We start from the raw sequence: 16,450 nt of genomic DNA, 5'->3' as shown, positions 1-16,450 counted from the left end.
TCTTAAAAGCTCCTTTCAAAATAGCACTATATCATATTGGAGGGGTGGATGTCTTGACGAATATCGCAAAAATATAGTACAATATCTTCAAAACACAAAAGGTATAATGAAAATGCAAATAACAGAGATAATAACAGATGAAACACTGAGGGAAATACGTGAACACGGAACGCCGGAGTTTCCTTTTGAATATTATCTGGATGATATCGATGAAATTGGTCAGGGTTATGTCGAATGGCACTGGCATAATGAGATTGAATGGGCATGGGTTGAATCTGGAAAAGTAATCTGCAGGATTGGAAATGAAAAGATTATCCTTGAAGCGGGGGAGGGGATTTTTATAAACAGCAGAGTGATCCACCGATTTGAAACACCGGGTGGTGCGCTTATGCCAAATATCCTGCACGCTCCAGAGCTGCTTGCTGCGCGGGAAAGTGCAATTTATCAAAAATATGTTAGTCCTGTAATTACATATGGTAAAGAATATGTGATTTTGGAAAAAGAAAAAAATAGTGGTATATTAAGTCTGCTGGATGAGATATACAAAGATGCCGGAAAGGAAATGCTTAGAAAAGAACTGATTATACAGAACAAGATCAGCAGATTATGGGATGAATTGTTTGAAGAAGTTCCGGATATTGTACAGAGAGAGTCCCGGAATAAGAATCTCCTTTTACAGTCGCGGCTCAGAGAGATGATGCAGTTTATAGAAAACCATTATAAAGAACGAATTTCTTTGGAAAGGCTGGCGGCGGAAGCGAATATTAGTAAAAGTGAAGCCCTTCGATGCTTTAAGCGTGGAATAGGGACGACTCCGGTGAAATATTTGATCGATTACAGGCTGGAGAGGGCAAAAGAATTATTGTGTAAGACGAATGATACGGTTATTCGGGTTGCCGCAGATGTGGGAATAGATAATACAAGTTATTTTGTAAGAATATTTAAGAAAATGTATGGGATGACACCAGGAGCATTCCGGGAAGAAGAAGGACTGAAAAAGGCTGGAGAAAAATAACATATTAGAAGAAATTCTCCGAATTTAGTTGACTTTTTGATACATCATGATATCATTACTTCGTATGGCTGAAGTGTTCGGGAGGGCGGAACAACTGGCTTTGTAAGAAGAACAAAAGAGAGAGGTTTTGGGAAAAGGAAAATGAATGTGAAATACGATTACGAGAGAATTGTACAGGGGATCCTGGACATTGGGGAAGCTATGATTAGATGTGGAGCGGAGAACTTTCGTCTGCAGGACAGTCTGTACCGTATTTGCAGAAGTTATGGATTTGTAAAGTATGATATTTTTGTTATACCAAGCAATATCCAGATTACGGTAGAGACACCGGAAGGGCAGATTATTACACAGATTCGGCTGGTAGAAATAGGGGAATGTGACTTTGACAAGCTGGATTATCTGAATAATCTGTGCCGTAAAGTCTGTAAAGAAAAGCCGGATGCAAAAGAACTGAGAAGACAGTTTGAAGAGGTGATGGGAAGACCGGAGCAGAAGTGGTACACCCATTATGCGGCCGGTATTTTAGGAGGTACCGGATTCGCGGTATTCTTTGGATGTAATGTAAGGGATGCGATCATTGCGGTGATTGTATCAATTGTGATCGTTGCAGTAGGAAACTGGCTTGCCGAACGTGAGAAGAACCTGATGGCATATAACCTGATCTTATCGTTTATTGCAGAGATGATCATTCTGTTATCTGTCAAATTTGGATTTGCGGATCATGAGGAGCGTATCATGATCGGAATTGTCATGCTCCTGATCAGTGGACTGAGTACGACGAATGGAATCCGTGATCTGCTTCAGAAAGATTTTATTTCCGGATCGATCAATATCATGAATTCTATGCTTGGTGCGTCCGGAATCGCATTTGGTACGGCAATACCGATGATTCTTTTTGGTGGTGTAGAGGCGGAAGGATTTATCCTTACCCCGAATCTGATCGTACAGCTGATTTCCTGTACCGCAGCCTGCGTGGGATTTGCACTGTGGTTTAAGATCCGGGGCATGCAGGTGGTTTACTGCGGAATCGGAGCATTTTTTACATGGCTGATTTATGCACTTGTTTATGAGGTGCGTCCAAGTAACTTCCTTGCAACTACAATTGCGGCGACATTCGTTGCATTCTATGCATTTATCATGTCACGGATAAATAAAGCTCCATCAACAATTTTCCTGACAGCGTCTGTATTCCCGCTGATTCCTGGACCGAATCTGTACTATGTAATGTACGCATGCGTAAGTGGGAATATGCATATGCTTCTGGAACAGACGATCACACTTTTTGCAACCTGTGTTGCAATTGCATTTGGATTTAACTTTGTGGATATCGCATCAAGAACTATCATGCGTGGTATGAAGGTAGAATATCACATTGGAAAAAGTGACAGATAAATAAGAAGTTTCAGCCGCGGATTTCATTCTGCGGCTGAAATTTTAGCCTGGTGCACCGGGAATATGCCTGGATGAGAGCAGATTCCGGATGTACCTAGACAGTCCGAAGGCTTTCACAAAAAATTATTTAATTTCTTGACTTTATACTTTCGGTATGGTACACTAACCTAGCGAATGGAAGTATAGGTCTTTTTTTTATGCCTATTTTTAACAAAGAAAGTTTCAGGCGTGAAGCTTTCACGACAGCCTCGCAAGCTGTCATGCAACTAAAAATTAGAACATAAAAAGCGAGGTGGAAGTTGTGCGTACAAGAATTACACTGGAATGTACAGAATGCAAGCATCGTAACTACAACATGACAAAGGATAAGAAGTCTCATCCGGAACGCATGGAAACAAAGAAATACTGTAGATTCTGCAAATCACACACATTACACAAAGAGACGAAATAGTCGTTGAAGGGGAGTGAATGTTATGGGCGAATCTAAAGACAAAGCGAAGGCAAAAGAGAAGAAAACTCCTTTCTTCAAAGGTCTGAAAGCTGAGTTTAATAAGATTATCTGGCCAGACAAAACCACACTTACCAAACAGACAGCTGCGGTCGTAGTTGTTTCCGTTATCTTAGGAGCGATTATCACGATCTGTGATATCCTGGTAAAATTCGGGGTAGATTTATTAGTTAGATAAGATACTGATAAATGGTAATGCAGGAAAGGTGAGTTTATGGCAGAAGCAAAATGGTATGTTGTGCATACCTATTCAGGGTATGAGAACAAGGTAAAAGCCAACATTGACAAAACGATCGAGAACCGTCATCTGGAAGATGAGATCCTTGAGGTCCGTGTTCCGATGCAGGAAGTTGTCGAATTAAAGAACGGCGTACAGAAAGCGTCTCAGAAAAAGATGTTTCCGGGATATGTTCTGATCCACATGATCATGAACGATGATACCTGGTATGTGGTACGGAACACAAGAGGTGTTACAGGATTTGTAGGTCCTGGATCCAAACCGGTTCCGCTTACAGATGAAGAGATGGCACCACTTGGTATCCAGAAAGAAGACATCGTGGTAGATTTTGAAGAAGGAGATACTGTGACAGTAACAGGCGGAGCCTGGGAAGGAACAGTCGGCATGATTCAGACTATCAATATGGCTAAGCAGAGCCTGACGATCAATGTTGATTTATTCGGCCGCGAAACGCCGGTAGAAATCAGTTTCGCAGAAGTCAAAAAAATGTAACTTTATGCGCAGTGCATAATGAACACGTGGGAGGGAAATCCCCGCAAATACCACAAGGAGGTACTTTAAAATGGCAAAAAAAGTTTCAGGTTATATCAAATTACAGATTCCAGCTGGAAAGGCTACTCCGGCTCCACCGGTTGGTCCTGCTCTTGGACAGCACGGTGTAAATATCGTTGAATTTACAAAACAGTTCAACGCAAAGACAGCTGATCAGGGAGATCTGATCATTCCTGTAGTAATTACAGTTTACAGTGACAGAAGTTTCAGCTTCGTTACAAAGACTCCTCCGGCAGCAGTTCTTATTAAGAAAGCCTGCAACCTTAAATCTGGTTCAGGTGTTCCGAACAAGACAAAAGTTGCTAAGATTACAAAAGCTCAGGTAAAGGAAATCGCAGAACTCAAGATGCCAGACCTGAACGCTGCATCCGTAGAATCAGCTATGAGCATGATCGAAGGAACATGCCGCAGCATGGGTGTAACTGTAGTAGAGGACTAATTCAGACTGCATAAGCAGAATGTAAGGAAACTGAAAAAATACGTGGGAGGGAATTCCCGTAATCACCACTAGGAGGTATTTAGAATGAAAAGAGGAAAGAAATACGTAGAAGCTGCAAAGTTAATCGACAGAGCAACTCTCTATGATAGAGATGAAGCGATCGCACTTGTTAAGAAGAGCGCGACAGCTAAATTTGATGAAACAATCGAAGCTCATATCAGAACAGGATGTGACGGACGTCATGCAGATCAGCAGATCCGTGGCGCTGTAGTTCTTCCGCACGGAACTGGTAAAAAGGTTCGTATCCTTGTATTTGCTAAGGACGCTAAAGCTGAAGAAGCTAAAGCTGCCGGAGCAGATTACGTAGGTGGAGATGAACTCATTCCGAAGATCCAGAATGAAAACTGGTTCGAATTCGATGTAGTTGTAGCCACACCGGATATGATGGGTGTTGTTGGACGTCTCGGACGTGTACTTGGACCAAAAGGTTTAATGCCAAACCCGAAGGCTGGTACAGTAACAATGGACGTTACAAAAGCTATCAACGAAATCAAAGCTGGTAAGATTGAGTACAGATTGGACAAGACAAATATCATCCATGTACCGGTAGGAAAAGCTTCTTTCACTGAAGAACAGCTTGCTGACAACTTCCAGACGCTTATCGATGCGATTAACAAAGCTAAACCGGCAGCAGTAAAGGGTCAGTATCTTAAGAGTGTGACACTTACTTCTACAATGGGACCTGGTGTAAAAATCAACCCAATGAAGCTTGCTTAATCAGTATTGAATAAATGTAAATAATAGAGACACCGTATGCGGAGTGATCCGTTACGGTGTCTTTTTGTGCAACATGAAATCTAACAAACAGTATTCTGTATACATTGTGCATTTTTTGACGAACAATGCATGAAAACATTGAAAATCGGGGAAAATAATGATAACCTATGCCTGTGAAAAAAATATCAAGCAATTAAAAGGAGGCACTTTGTCATGGTTAATATTCAAAAGGCAGCAATTATCGGATGTGGGTTTGTAGGAGCGTCCTCTGCGTTCAGCTTACTTCAGAAAGGGATCTTTTCCGAACTGGTACTGATCGATGCGAATAAAGAAAAAGCAGAAGGGGAGGCAATGGACATAAGCCACGGTAGACCATATGCGCACCCGATGAAAATATATGCGGGATCTTATGATGATATCAGTGATTGTTCACTAATCATCATTACAGCTGGGGCAAATCAAAAACCGGGAGAGACAAGACGGGATCTGGTACACAAAAATGTAGCAATTTTCAAATCGATTATTCCGGAAATCACAAAACGCGGATTTGAAGGAATCCTGCTTGTTGTAGCAAATCCGGTGGATATTCTGACTTATGCGGCACTTAAGATTTCCGGATATCCGAAGGAAAGAGTATTCGGAAGCGGAACCGTTCTGGATACTGCAAGATTCCGCTATCTGTTAAGTGAACATCTTCAGGTTGCGAGCCGGAGCGTACATGCCAATATCATCGGAGAGCATGGAGACAGTGAGCTTGCTGTATGGAGCGGGGCAAATGTAGCGGGAATTCCAATCAATGATTTCTGTGAACTTCGCGGACATTATCAGCATCAGGAATCTATGGAAAGAATTTATAAGACCGTGCGGGACAGTGCTTATGATATTATCCAGAAAAAGGGTGCAACCTATTATGGTGTGGCAATGGCGGTTGCGAGAATTGCAGAAAGCATTGTTATGAATGAAAATGCGGTTCTTCCTGTCACGAGTCTGATGGAGGGAGAATACGGACTGGAAGGACTCTGTATCAGTGTTCCGACCATAGTTTCGCAGAAAGGTGCAGAAAAAGTTCTTGAGATTCCACTGAGCGATGAAGAAAAAGAAAAATTGCTTTCATCTGCAAAAGAATTGAAGGAAGTTCTGGATGGTTTGGACTTATAATAGAAGAAACTGGATGAAATTGAAAAAATTGAAAAAATACACTTGACTTTCTGGTAAACGTATGCTATATTTACGAAGTAACTGCCGAAGACAGTAGGTGCCGTAAGGCATAAGGGTCAAAACGCCTACCGAGGAAGACAAGATTCATTAGATTTGAATTTGTAAACCTCTGTGCTTTGGCGCGGAGGTTTTTTAGCGCATGATTGCGTGATATGAAAGTCCCCGCTGGGACCGAGACTTTCTGGCAGTTGAAAATACTACAAGGAGGTGCACCATTCGTGGCAAAAGTTGAATTAAAACAACCTATCGTACAGGCAATCGTTGAAGATCTCACAGATGCTCAGTCAGCAGTTATCGTTAACTACTGTGGACTTACAGTAGCTCAGGATACTGAACTTCGTAAACAGCTGAGAGAAGCAGGTGTTATCTACAAAGTTTGCAAGAACACAATGATGAAGAGAGCTTTTGAAGGAACAGATTTCGCACAGCTTGACGAATATCTGGAAGGACCGAACGCTATTGCAATTTCTAAAGAAGATGCAACAGCACCGGCAAGAATCATCTGCAATTTCGCTAAGAAAGCAGAAGCTCTTGAAGTAAAAGCAGGTGTAGTTGAAGGCTCAGTATATGACGCAGCTGGTATACAGGAACTTTCTAAGATTCCGTCAAGAGAAGTACTGCTGTCCAAATTACTTGGAAGCTTACAGTCACCTATTACAAACCTTGCTCGTGTTCTTAATCAGATCGCAGAACAGGGTGATGCTCCGGCAGAAGCTGAAGCAGAAGCACCGGCAGCAGAGTAAGCTGTACCGGAATCCCATCCGAGTGTGGGAACAGTAAGAGGCGAAAGAGCCAATCATTAAAATCAAATGGAGGAAAATAAAATGGCAAAATTAACAACAGCAGAATTTATTGAAGCTATCAAAGAATTATCTGTACTTGAATTAAATGACTTAGTTAAAGCATGTGAAGAAGAATTTGGTGTATCCGCAGCAGCAGGTGTTGTAGTAGCAGCAGCTGCAGAAGGTGGAGCAGCAGCAGAAGAAAAAGATGAGTTCGACGTAGAACTTGTTTCTGCTGGAGCATCTAAAGTTAAAGTTATCAAAGTTGTTCGTGAAATCACAGGACTTGGACTTAAAGAAGCTAAAGAATTAGTTGACGGAGCACCGAAGGTAGTTAAAGAAGGCGTTTCTAAAGCTGAAGCTGAAGAAATCAAAACAAAACTTGAAGCTGAAGGAGCAGAAGTTAACCTTAAGTAATTTTGGTTATCACACTGTGAATGACAAGAGCGTATCGCGCAGGATTTCCTGCAGTGATACGCTCTTTTGATTTTTTATACTTTTCTGCGGTATGCATACAATGATGATGAGGATTGCGAGAGTGCAAAGCACGTAGCAATCTGGTATCAAAGGGACCGAAAGTAAATTTTGCCACTTACATTATAAAATACAATAAAAATACAATTCTTTGAAAAGTTAGACTTGACAATCGGGAAAAACCTGTGGTAAAGTAAAAAATGCGCTATTGTGGAAACGTATGCCATAAGTGCGCCCTGAATAAGGCGGAAATAACCCGAAAATTTATCATATAAGGAGTGAAACGTCAAATGGAGAAAAACAGAATTCGTCCCATCACAAACGGAAAAAGTATGCGCATGAGCTATTCCCGGCAAAAAGAAGTACTCCAAATGCCTAATTTGATCGAAGTTCAGACCGACTCTTACAAATGGTTCCTGGATGAAGGATTAAAAGAAGTATTTGATGATATTTCTCCGATTACCGATTACAGCGGACATCTGAGCCTGGAATTTGTCGACTTTACATTGTGCACAGATGAAACCAAGTACACAATCGAGGAATGTAAAGAACGCGATGCTACTTATGCTGCACCGCTTAAAGTGAAGGTAAGACTTCACAACAAAGAGACAGATGAGATCAATGAACATGAGATCTTTATGGGTGATTTACCGATTATGACAAGAACCGGTACCTTTGTAATCAATGGTGCGGAACGTGTTATTGTCAGCCAGCTGGTGCGTTCACCTGGTATTTATTATGGAATTGCGCATGATAAACTTGGTAAAGAATTATACTCTTGCACCGTTATCCCGAACAGGGGTGCATGGCTTGAATATGAGACGGACTCCAATGACGTTTTCTATGTCCGTGTGGACAGAACCCGTAAGGTGCCGATCACAGTCCTGATCCGTGCACTTGGTATTGGAACGAATGCTGAGATTATCGATCTTTTTGGTGAAGAGCCAAAGATTCTCGCAAGTTTTACAAAGGATACTTCAGAGAACTATCAGGAAGGTCTTCTCGAATTATATAAGAAGATCCGTCCGGGTGAACCGCTTGCTGTAGACAGTGCAGAAAGTCTGATCACCAGCATGTTCTTTGACCCGAGACGTTATGACCTTGCAAAGGTTGGACGTTATAAATTTAATAAGAAGCTTATGCTCAAGAACCGTATCACAGGACATACGCTGGCTGAAGACGTAGTAAGCCCGATGACAGGTGAAGTAATTGCAGAAGCAGGAGCTGTCGTTGACAGAGAACTTGCAGATGCCATCCAGAATGCAGCTGTTCCATATGTGTGGATCGCAAGAGAAGAAAGTGACCGTAATATCAAAGTACTTTCTAATATGATGGTAGATCTCAAAGCTGTATGTGGAATCGATCCGGAAGAAGTTGGCGTAACTGAACTGGTATACTATCCGGTACTTGCTGAACTCCTGGAAGAGACAGCCGGAGATATCGATGAGCTGAAAGAAGCAATTCATAAGAATATTCATGAACTGATTCCGAAGCATATTACAAAAGAAGACATTATGGCGTCTATCAATTACAATATGCATCTTGAATATGGAATCGGTAAAGATGATGATATTGACCACTTGGGTAACAGACGTATCCGTGCGGTTGGAGAACTTCTCCAGAATCAGTACAGAATCGGTCTTTCAAGACTGGAAAGAGTTGTCCGTGAAAGAATGACAACACAGGATCTGGAGGGCATTTCTCCGCAGTCACTGATCAATATCAAGCCTGTAACTGCTGCTGTTAAAGAGTTCTTCGGATCATCACAGCTGTCACAGTTCATGGATCAGAATAACCCGCTTGGTGAGCTGACTCACAAGAGACGTCTTTCCGCACTTGGTCCAGGTGGACTTTCCCGTGACCGTGCCGGATTCGAGGTTCGTGACGTTCACTACTCACATTACGGAAGAATGTGTCCGATCGAGACACCTGAAGGACCGAACATCGGTCTGATCAACTCTCTCGCATGTTATGCAAGAATCAATGAGTATGGATTTATAGAAGCACCGTACCGTAAGATTGACAAAACAGATCCGCAGAATCCGGTTGTAACCGAAGAGGTAGTGTATATGACTGCGGATGAAGAAGATAATTATCATGTAGCACAGGCGAATGAGCCTCTGGATGAGGAAGGACATTTCATTCATAAGAATGTATCTGGTCGTTACCGTGATGAGACTCAGGAATACGAGAAAAGAATGTTTGATTACATGGACGTATCTCCGAAGATGGTGTTCTCTGTTGCTACAGCACTGATTCCGTTCCTGCAGAACGATGATGCGAACCGTGCGCTGATGGGGTCCAACATGCAGCGTCAGGCCGTACCGCTTCTTACTACAGAAGCTCCGGTAGTCGGAACAGGTATGGAAGTAAAATCTGCTGTCGACTCAGGTGTATGTGTCGTTGCAGAAGAAGGTGGTATTGTTGAAAGATCAACATCTACTGAAATCACAATTAAACAGGATGACAAGACAAAAAAGACTTATAAGCTGACCAAATTCCTGCGAAGCAACCAGAGCAACTGCTATAACCAGAGACCGATCGTTGTTAAAGGTGAAAGAGTTGAAAAGGGACAGGTAATCGCAGACGGACCTTCTACCTCCAATGGTGAGATGGCTCTTGGTAAGAACCCGTTGATCGGATTTATGACCTGGGAAGGTTACAACTACGAGGATGCTGTACTTCTTAGTGAACGTCTTGTACAGAATGATGTTTATACATCTGTTCATATCGAAGAATATGAAGCAGAAGCCCGTGATACAAAGCTCGGACCAGAAGAAATCACACGCGATATTCCTGGCGTAGGAGATGATGCACTGAAAGATCTGGATGAGAGAGGTATTATCCGTATCGGTGCTGAGGTTCGTGCAGGAGATATTCTTGTCGGCAAAGTTACTCCGAAGGGAGAGACAGAACTGACAGCAGAGGAAAGACTTCTTCGTGCAATTTTTGGAGAAAAAGCTCGTGAAGTAAGAGATACTTCTCTGAAAGTACCTCATGGTGAATACGGTATCGTTGTAGATGCAAAAGTATTTACAAGAGAAAATGGGGATGAACTTTCACCGGGAGTTAATCAGGCAGTCCGTATCTACATCGCACAGAAGAGAAAGATCTCTGTAGGTGATAAGATGGCCGGACGTCATGGTAACAAGGGTGTTGTTTCCCGTGTACTTCCTGTAGAAGATATGCCGTTCCTTCCGAACGGACGTCCGCTTGACATCGTGCTGAACCCACTGGGTGTACCGTCACGTATGAATATCGGACAGGTACTGGAGATCCATCTTTCTCTGGCTGCCAAAGCACTTGGATTCAACATTGCAACACCAGTATTCGATGGTGCAAACGAGGTTGATATTATGGATACCCTGGATCTGGCGAACGATTATGTTAACCTGTCCTGGGAAGAATTTGAAGCAAGACATAAAGAAGAACTTCTTCCGGAAGTTATGGATTATCTGTATGAGAACAGAGACCACAGAGCACTGTGGAAAGGCGTTCCGCTTTCAAGAGACGGTAAAGTAAGACTGAGAGACGGTCGTACCGGAGAATATTTCGACAGCCCGGTAACAATCGGACACATGCATTATCTGAAACTGCATCACCTGGTTGATGATAAGATCCATGCACGTTCAACCGGTCCTTACTCACTGGTAACACAGCAGCCACTTGGTGGTAAAGCACAGTTCGGTGGACAGCGTTTCGGAGAGATGGAGGTTTGGGCACTGGAAGCTTACGGTGCATCTTATACTCTGCAGGAAATCCTGACAGTTAAATCCGATGATGTGGTTGGCCGTGTGAAGACATACGAAGCAATCATCAAAGGTGAAAATATTCCTGAACCGGGAATTCCGGAATCCTTCAAGGTACTTCTTAAAGAACTTCAGTCACTCGGTCTGGATGTACGTGTCCTGGATGAGAACAATGAAGAAGTTCAGATCATGGAAAGTGTAGATTACGGTGATACAAACCTGAATCACATTATTGAAGGAGACAGACGCTACAATAACGATGAAGATTATGGTAAACACGGATACAGCAAGCAGGAATTCTCAGAAGGAGAACTGGTTGATGTAAATGATGAGCCGGAGGAAGATGACAGCTTCGACGATTTTGATGGCGATATGAACGATGATTTTGATGACGACATGGATTTAGAATAGGAGGATGCCGAGAATGACAGAAACAAAAAAAGAACCAACGTATCAACCGATTTCATTTGATGCGATTAAAATAGGTCTGGCATCTCCGGAAAAGATTCTGGAATGGTCAAGAGGTGAAGTTACAAAACCGGAGACAATCAACTACAGAACACTGAAGCCGGAAAGAGACGGTCTGTTCTGTGAGAAAATCTTTGGACCTAGCAAAGACTGGGAATGCCACTGTGGTAAATACAAAAAGATCCGTTATAAAGGTGTTGTATGCGATCGCTGTGGTGTAGAAGTAACAAAGGCAACTGTGCGACGTGAACGTATGGGTCACATCGCACTTGCGGCACCGGTTTCTCATATCTGGTATTTCAAAGGTATTCCGAGCCGTATGGGACTGATCCTGGATCTTTCACCGAGAACTCTGGAAAAAGTACTGTATTTCGCTTCTTATATCGTACTTGATAAGGGAGAGACAGATCTCTCTTACAAGCAGGTTCTTTCAGAAGCTGAATACCAAGAAGCAAGAGAAAACTGGGGCAATGGCTTCCGCGTAGGAATGGGAGCAGAAGCGATCAAAGAACTTCTTGAAGCGATTGATCTTGAAAAAGATTATGCTGAACTGCAGGCAGGACTTGAGGGTGCTACCGGACAGAAGAGAGCAAGAATCGTTAAGAGACTTGAAGTAGTAGAAGCTTTCCGCGAATCAGGAAATAAACCGGAATGGATGATCATGACTGCAATCCCGGTAATTCCGCCGGATCTGCGTCCGATGGTACAGCTGGATGGTGGACGTTTTGCAACATCTGACCTGAATGATCTGTACAGAAGAATTATCAACAGAAATAACCGTCTGAGAAGACTCCTTGAACTGGGAGCTCCGGACATTATCGTTAGAAACGAAAAGAGAATGCTGCAGGAAGCTGTAGATGCTCTGATCGACAATGGACGTCGTGGACGTCCGGTAACAGGTCCTGGAAACAGAGCACTGAAATCCCTTTCTGATATGCTGAAAGGTAAATCAGGACGTTTCCGTCAGAACCTGCTCGGAAAACGTGTTGACTACTCAGGACGTTCCGTTATCGTTGTAGGACCGGAACTGAAAATCTATCAGTGCGGTCTTCCGAAAGAAATGGCAATCGAGCTGTTCAAGCCGTTTGTTATGAAAGAACTTGTTGAGAGCGGAGCTGCTCACAATATTAAGAATGCTAAGAAAATGGTAGAGCGTCTTCAGCCGGAAGTATGGGATGTGCTTGAAGATGTAATCAAAGAGCATCCGGTTATGCTGAACCGTGCTCCTACACTTCACCGTCTTGGTATCCAGGCATTTGAACCGATTCTGGTAGAAGGTAAAGCAATTAAGCTTCATCCACTGGTATGTACCGCATTCAATGCCGATTTCGATGGTGACCAGATGGCGGTTCATCTTCCGCTTTCTGTAGAAGCTCAGGCTGAGTGCCGTTTCCTTCTGCTTTCACCAAACAACCTTCTGAAACCGTCTGATGGTGGTCCGGTAGCTGTTCCTTCACAGGATATGGTTCTTGGTATCTACTATCTGACACAGGAAAGACCGGGAGCCAAGGGAGAAGGAAAAGTATTCAAGAGTGTGAATGAAGCAATTCTTGCTTATGAAAACGGAGTTGTAACTCTTCACTCAAGAATCAAAGTACGTGTGACAAAGACGATGCCGGATGGAACAAAGAAGACCGGTACAGTAGAGTCTACACTTGGACGTTTCATTTTCAACGAAATCATTCCGCAGGATCTTGGTTTTGTTGATCGTGAAAAAGAAGGAAATGAACTGGTTCTTGAAGTGGATTTCCATGTAGGAAAGAAACAGCTGAAACAGATTCTTGAAAAAGTTATTAACACACATGGTGCGTCAGCTACAGCTGAAGTACTTGACCATGTAAAATCAATGGGATACAAGCTCTCTACAAGAGCAGCTATGACTGTATCTATTTCAGATATGACTGTACCGCCACAGAAACCGGAATTGATCGCAAGAGCACAGGCAACGGTTGATAAGATCACACGTAACTTCAAGCGTGGTCTTATTACAGAAGAAGAGCGTTACAAAGAAGTTGTAGAGACCTGGAAAGAAACAGATGATGAGCTTACAGAAGCCCTTCTTACAGGACTTGATAAATACAACAACATCTTCATGATGGCGGATTCCGGAGCCCGTGGATCTGATAAACAGATCAAACAGCTTGCAGGTATGCGTGGACTTATGGCTGATACAACCGGTCATACGATCGAGCTGCCTATCAAGTCAAACTTCCGTGAAGGTCTGGACGTACTGGAATACTTCATGTCTGCGCATGGAGCTCGAAAAGGTATGTCAGATACTGCCCTTCGTACAGCCGATTCAGGATACCTGACAAGACGTCTTGTTGACGTATCACAGGATCTGATCATCCGTGAGGTTGACTGTGTAAGCAAAGATGCTGAAATTCCGGGAATGTATCTGCATGCATTCATGGATGGAAATGAAGAAATCGAAAGTCTTCAGGAACGTATTACAGGAAGATATTCATGCTATACAATTTGTGACAAAGATGGCAATGTGCTTGTAAAAGCAAACCACATGATCACACCAAAACGTGCAGAAAAGATCATGAAATACGGTGTGGATGAAAATGGAAATTCACCACTTAAGAAAGTGAAAGTCCGTACAATCCTGACCTGTAAATCACACATTGGTATCTGTGCGAAATGTTATGGTGCCAATATGGCAACAGGTGAACCTGTACAGGTTGGTGAAGCTGTCGGTATTATCGCAGCTCAGTCAATCGGTGAACCTGGTACACAGCTGACCATGCGTACTTTCCATAGTGGTGGTGTAGCCGGTGGAGATATCACACAGGGTCTTCCTCGTGTCGAAGAACTTTTTGAAGCAAGAAAGCCGAAAGGTCTTGCTATCATCACAGAAATCGCAGGTGTTGCAAACCTGAACGATACAAAGAAGAAGCGTGAAATCATCGTTACCAATCAGCAGACAGGTGAGACAAAGACTTATCTGATTCCTTATGGATCACGTATTAAAGTACAGGATGGAGCTGTTCTGGAAGCCGGTGACGAGCTTACAGAAGGTAGCGTGAACCCACATGACCTTCTTAAGATCAAAGGTCTTCGTGCAGCACAGGACTACATGCTTCAGGAAGTACAGAGAGTATACCGTCTGCAGGGTGTAGAAATCAACGATAAGCATATCGAAGTTATCGTTCGTCAGATGCTGAAGAAGATCCGCATCGAAGAAAGAGGGGATACTGAATTCCTTCCGGGAACAATGGTAGATGTCCTTGAGTTCAACGATGTAAATGAACAGATGGTAACAGAAGGTAAAGAACCTGCAACAGGAGAACAGATCATGCTTGGTATTACCAAGGCATCCCTGGCAACAGATTCCTTCCTGTCAGCTGCATCCTTCCAGGAGACAACCAAGGTTCTGACTGAGGCTGCTATCAAAGGTAAGGTTGACCACCTGATCGGTCTGAAAGAGAACGTCATTATCGGTAAACTGATTCCGGCAGGAACAGGTATGAGAAAATACCGTGACGTTAAACTTGATACTGGTCTTGGTATGGATATGGACGACGAAATCAGTTTTGATGATTTTGATATGGATGATGATACTGAGTCTGAAGTATCAGCAGAGACAGCAGAAACTGTTGAAACCGAAGAAAATGCTGACGAAACAGTTACAGTTGAAGAATAGGTTTTATATGCTAAGAGAGGCAGATACGTTGAATGGCGTGTCTGCTTTTCTTGCTTTAAAGACATGAAAAACAAAAATATTTGAAAAATAATTCCGATTCTTTAACACTTTACAAAAATAAAGGGTTGCAAAATATGAAAAAATACAGTAGCATATAAATAATCAGTCGAAAATCAGGAGGTGTGATATGCTGGATTTAGATCATATTGGTGAACGGATCAGAGAATGCAGAAAAAAGAAAATGATGACAATCCGGGTTTTGGGAGAATATACAGGACTTTCAGCGGGCTATCTGAGTATGCTGGAACAGAATAAGACATCTCCGAATGTGGACAGTCTTGCGCGAATTTGTGAAGCACTGGATATTGATATCCAGTATGCACTGGAAGGCGAAATGCCGGGAAAGACGGTTATACGCAGAGAAGAAATGAGTAAGCATCTTTATCCGGAAGAAAATATGATAGTTGAGGTCGCAGACTTTGGTCAGGGAGAATCGATTTTTGAATATATTACGATTGAACCGGGAGAATCTGCGAAAAAAGAAGAATATCGTCATGTCTTTTCGGAAATGTGTATGGTGATAAAAGGAACTCTGAATGTAGAGATGGAAGGAAAAATTTGCAGTTTACATCCGGGAGACAGTATATATATAAAGAGCAGAGAGCGTCATAGTATTTCCAATCCTGGAAAAGAACCTTGTGTGAGTATATGGGTATATCACCGGGATGTACCAAGGCTGTTTGGAAGAAATGAAAATAAAAGGTGAAAATTAAATTGTGAAATAAATGAAATAAATAGCATTCCTCTTGACAATCTTAGAGTATGGTTCTATAATAAGAAAAAAAGTTACACATATGAATAAATATTCATTTAAGTGAATTTACAAAATTGAACTGTTAAAACAGGGTTTCTTCGAAATTCACGCAGCTCTGAAGACAGTGTTATTTACTAAAGTGTATAAAGATTAGATTTTTATACATACAATACGGACAATCTAATAATTAAACATAGACGTCATAGCGTGAAACTATGACCTTTGAAAGAAGACAAGGACGTCATGATGCAAATCATGGCGTTCTTTTGTTTACACCACTAGACTGCGGTCTAGTAAAGTATTACATTGTCGCAGAGGGACGGACATATCTGGTAAATATACCGTCTCGAAAGAACAAAAGTACATGAGAGGAGA

13 protein-coding genes and 1 other annotated feature are annotated in these 16,450 nt (G+C 42.4%); all 13 genes read left to right on the top strand.

What is annotated here, in order from left to right:
- Window positions 1-112: 112 nt before the first annotated feature.
- Window positions 113-1,015 carry an AraC family transcriptional regulator gene (locus tag PGZ10_RS07640; protein ID WP_022220340.1) on the top strand — a complete coding sequence of 301 codons (903 nt, stop codon included), beginning with the start codon at window positions 113-115 and terminating at the stop codon, window positions 1,013-1,015.
- A gap of 141 nt (window positions 1,016-1,156) precedes the next feature.
- On the top strand, window positions 1,157-2,407 hold the full coding sequence (locus tag PGZ10_RS07635) for a threonine/serine ThrE exporter family protein (protein WP_270541033.1): 1,251 nt from the start codon (window positions 1,157-1,159) through the stop codon (window positions 2,405-2,407).
- A gap of 301 nt (window positions 2,408-2,708) precedes the next feature.
- Window positions 2,709-2,858, top strand: a complete 150-nt coding sequence (gene rpmG / locus PGZ10_RS07630; protein ID WP_081445272.1) for a 50S ribosomal protein L33 — start codon at window positions 2,709-2,711, stop codon at window positions 2,856-2,858.
- 22 nt (window positions 2,859-2,880) lie between these two features.
- A complete protein-coding gene (secE, locus tag PGZ10_RS07625) occupies window positions 2,881-3,093 on the top strand; it encodes a preprotein translocase subunit SecE (RefSeq protein ID WP_173689214.1) in 213 nt (70 codons plus the stop codon).
- A gap of 36 nt (window positions 3,094-3,129) precedes the next feature.
- Window positions 3,130-3,645, top strand: coding sequence for a transcription termination/antitermination protein NusG (gene nusG / locus PGZ10_RS07620; protein WP_008373482.1), 516 nt, complete (start codon window positions 3,130-3,132; stop codon window positions 3,643-3,645).
- A 70-nt stretch (window positions 3,646-3,715) separates the two neighbouring features.
- Window positions 3,716-4,144 carry a 50S ribosomal protein L11 gene (rplK, locus tag PGZ10_RS07615; RefSeq protein ID WP_055247516.1) on the top strand — a complete coding sequence of 143 codons (429 nt, stop codon included), beginning with the start codon at window positions 3,716-3,718 and terminating at the stop codon, window positions 4,142-4,144.
- An 84-nt stretch (window positions 4,145-4,228) separates the two neighbouring features.
- A complete protein-coding gene (rplA, locus tag PGZ10_RS07610) occupies window positions 4,229-4,921 on the top strand; it encodes a 50S ribosomal protein L1 (RefSeq protein WP_008373486.1) in 693 nt (230 codons plus the stop codon).
- A 213-nt stretch (window positions 4,922-5,134) separates the two neighbouring features.
- Window positions 5,135-6,079 (top strand): L-lactate dehydrogenase, encoded by a 945-nt coding sequence (locus PGZ10_RS07605; RefSeq protein WP_270541032.1) that lies wholly within the window; start codon window positions 5,135-5,137, stop codon window positions 6,077-6,079.
- 66 nt (window positions 6,080-6,145) lie between these two features.
- Window positions 6,146-6,282, top strand: a sequence feature (ribosomal protein L10 leader region).
- 75 nt (window positions 6,283-6,357) lie between these two features.
- The gene (gene rplJ, locus PGZ10_RS07600; RefSeq protein ID WP_022220338.1) at window positions 6,358-6,882 is read left to right on the top strand and encodes a 50S ribosomal protein L10; all 525 of its coding nucleotides are present in this window, start codon (window positions 6,358-6,360) and stop codon (window positions 6,880-6,882) included.
- Between the two features lie 81 nt (window positions 6,883-6,963).
- Entirely contained in the window at window positions 6,964-7,338 is a 375-nt protein-coding gene (rplL, locus tag PGZ10_RS07595) for a 50S ribosomal protein L7/L12 (protein ID WP_022220337.1), read from the top strand.
- Between the two features lie 347 nt (window positions 7,339-7,685).
- Window positions 7,686-11,555 (top strand): DNA-directed RNA polymerase subunit beta, encoded by a 3,870-nt coding sequence (gene rpoB, locus PGZ10_RS07590; RefSeq protein ID WP_117824610.1) that lies wholly within the window; start codon window positions 7,686-7,688, stop codon window positions 11,553-11,555.
- A 13-nt stretch (window positions 11,556-11,568) separates the two neighbouring features.
- The gene (gene rpoC, locus PGZ10_RS07585; protein ID WP_195250420.1) at window positions 11,569-15,261 is read left to right on the top strand and encodes a DNA-directed RNA polymerase subunit beta'; all 3,693 of its coding nucleotides are present in this window, start codon (window positions 11,569-11,571) and stop codon (window positions 15,259-15,261) included.
- Between the two features lie 187 nt (window positions 15,262-15,448).
- Complete coding sequence (locus tag PGZ10_RS07580; RefSeq protein ID WP_270541031.1) at window positions 15,449-16,027, top strand: helix-turn-helix domain-containing protein; 579 nt, start codon at window positions 15,449-15,451, stop codon at window positions 16,025-16,027.
- Window positions 16,028-16,450: the final 423 nt, after the last annotated feature.

This window comes from Coprococcus sp. AF102-57 (assembly GCF_027686195.1).
GTDB classification, from domain to species: domain Bacteria; phylum Bacillota; class Clostridia; order Lachnospirales; family Lachnospiraceae; genus Allocoprococcus; species Allocoprococcus comes.
This window is presented reverse-complemented; position numbering and strand designations above follow the sequence as displayed.

Coding starts and splice junctions, on each gene's coding strand:
- PGZ10_RS07640 (WP_022220340.1), top strand. CDS start 113: ATGCAAATAACAGAGATAATAACAGATGAAACACTGAGGGAAATACGT.
- PGZ10_RS07635 (WP_270541033.1), top strand. CDS start 1,157: ATGAATGTGAAATACGATTACGAGAGAATTGTACAGGGGATCCTGGAC.
- secE (WP_173689214.1), top strand. CDS start 2,881: ATGGGCGAATCTAAAGACAAAGCGAAGGCAAAAGAGAAGAAAACTCCT.
- nusG (WP_008373482.1), top strand. CDS start 3,130: ATGGCAGAAGCAAAATGGTATGTTGTGCATACCTATTCAGGGTATGAG.
- rplK (WP_055247516.1), top strand. CDS start 3,716: ATGGCAAAAAAAGTTTCAGGTTATATCAAATTACAGATTCCAGCTGGA.
- rplA (WP_008373486.1), top strand. CDS start 4,229: ATGAAAAGAGGAAAGAAATACGTAGAAGCTGCAAAGTTAATCGACAGA.
- PGZ10_RS07605 (WP_270541032.1), top strand. CDS start 5,135: ATGGTTAATATTCAAAAGGCAGCAATTATCGGATGTGGGTTTGTAGGA.
- rplL (WP_022220337.1), top strand. CDS start 6,964: ATGGCAAAATTAACAACAGCAGAATTTATTGAAGCTATCAAAGAATTA.
- rpoB (WP_117824610.1), top strand. CDS start 7,686: ATGGAGAAAAACAGAATTCGTCCCATCACAAACGGAAAAAGTATGCGC.
- rpoC (WP_195250420.1), top strand. CDS start 11,569: ATGACAGAAACAAAAAAAGAACCAACGTATCAACCGATTTCATTTGAT.
- PGZ10_RS07580 (WP_270541031.1), top strand. CDS start 15,449: ATGCTGGATTTAGATCATATTGGTGAACGGATCAGAGAATGCAGAAAA.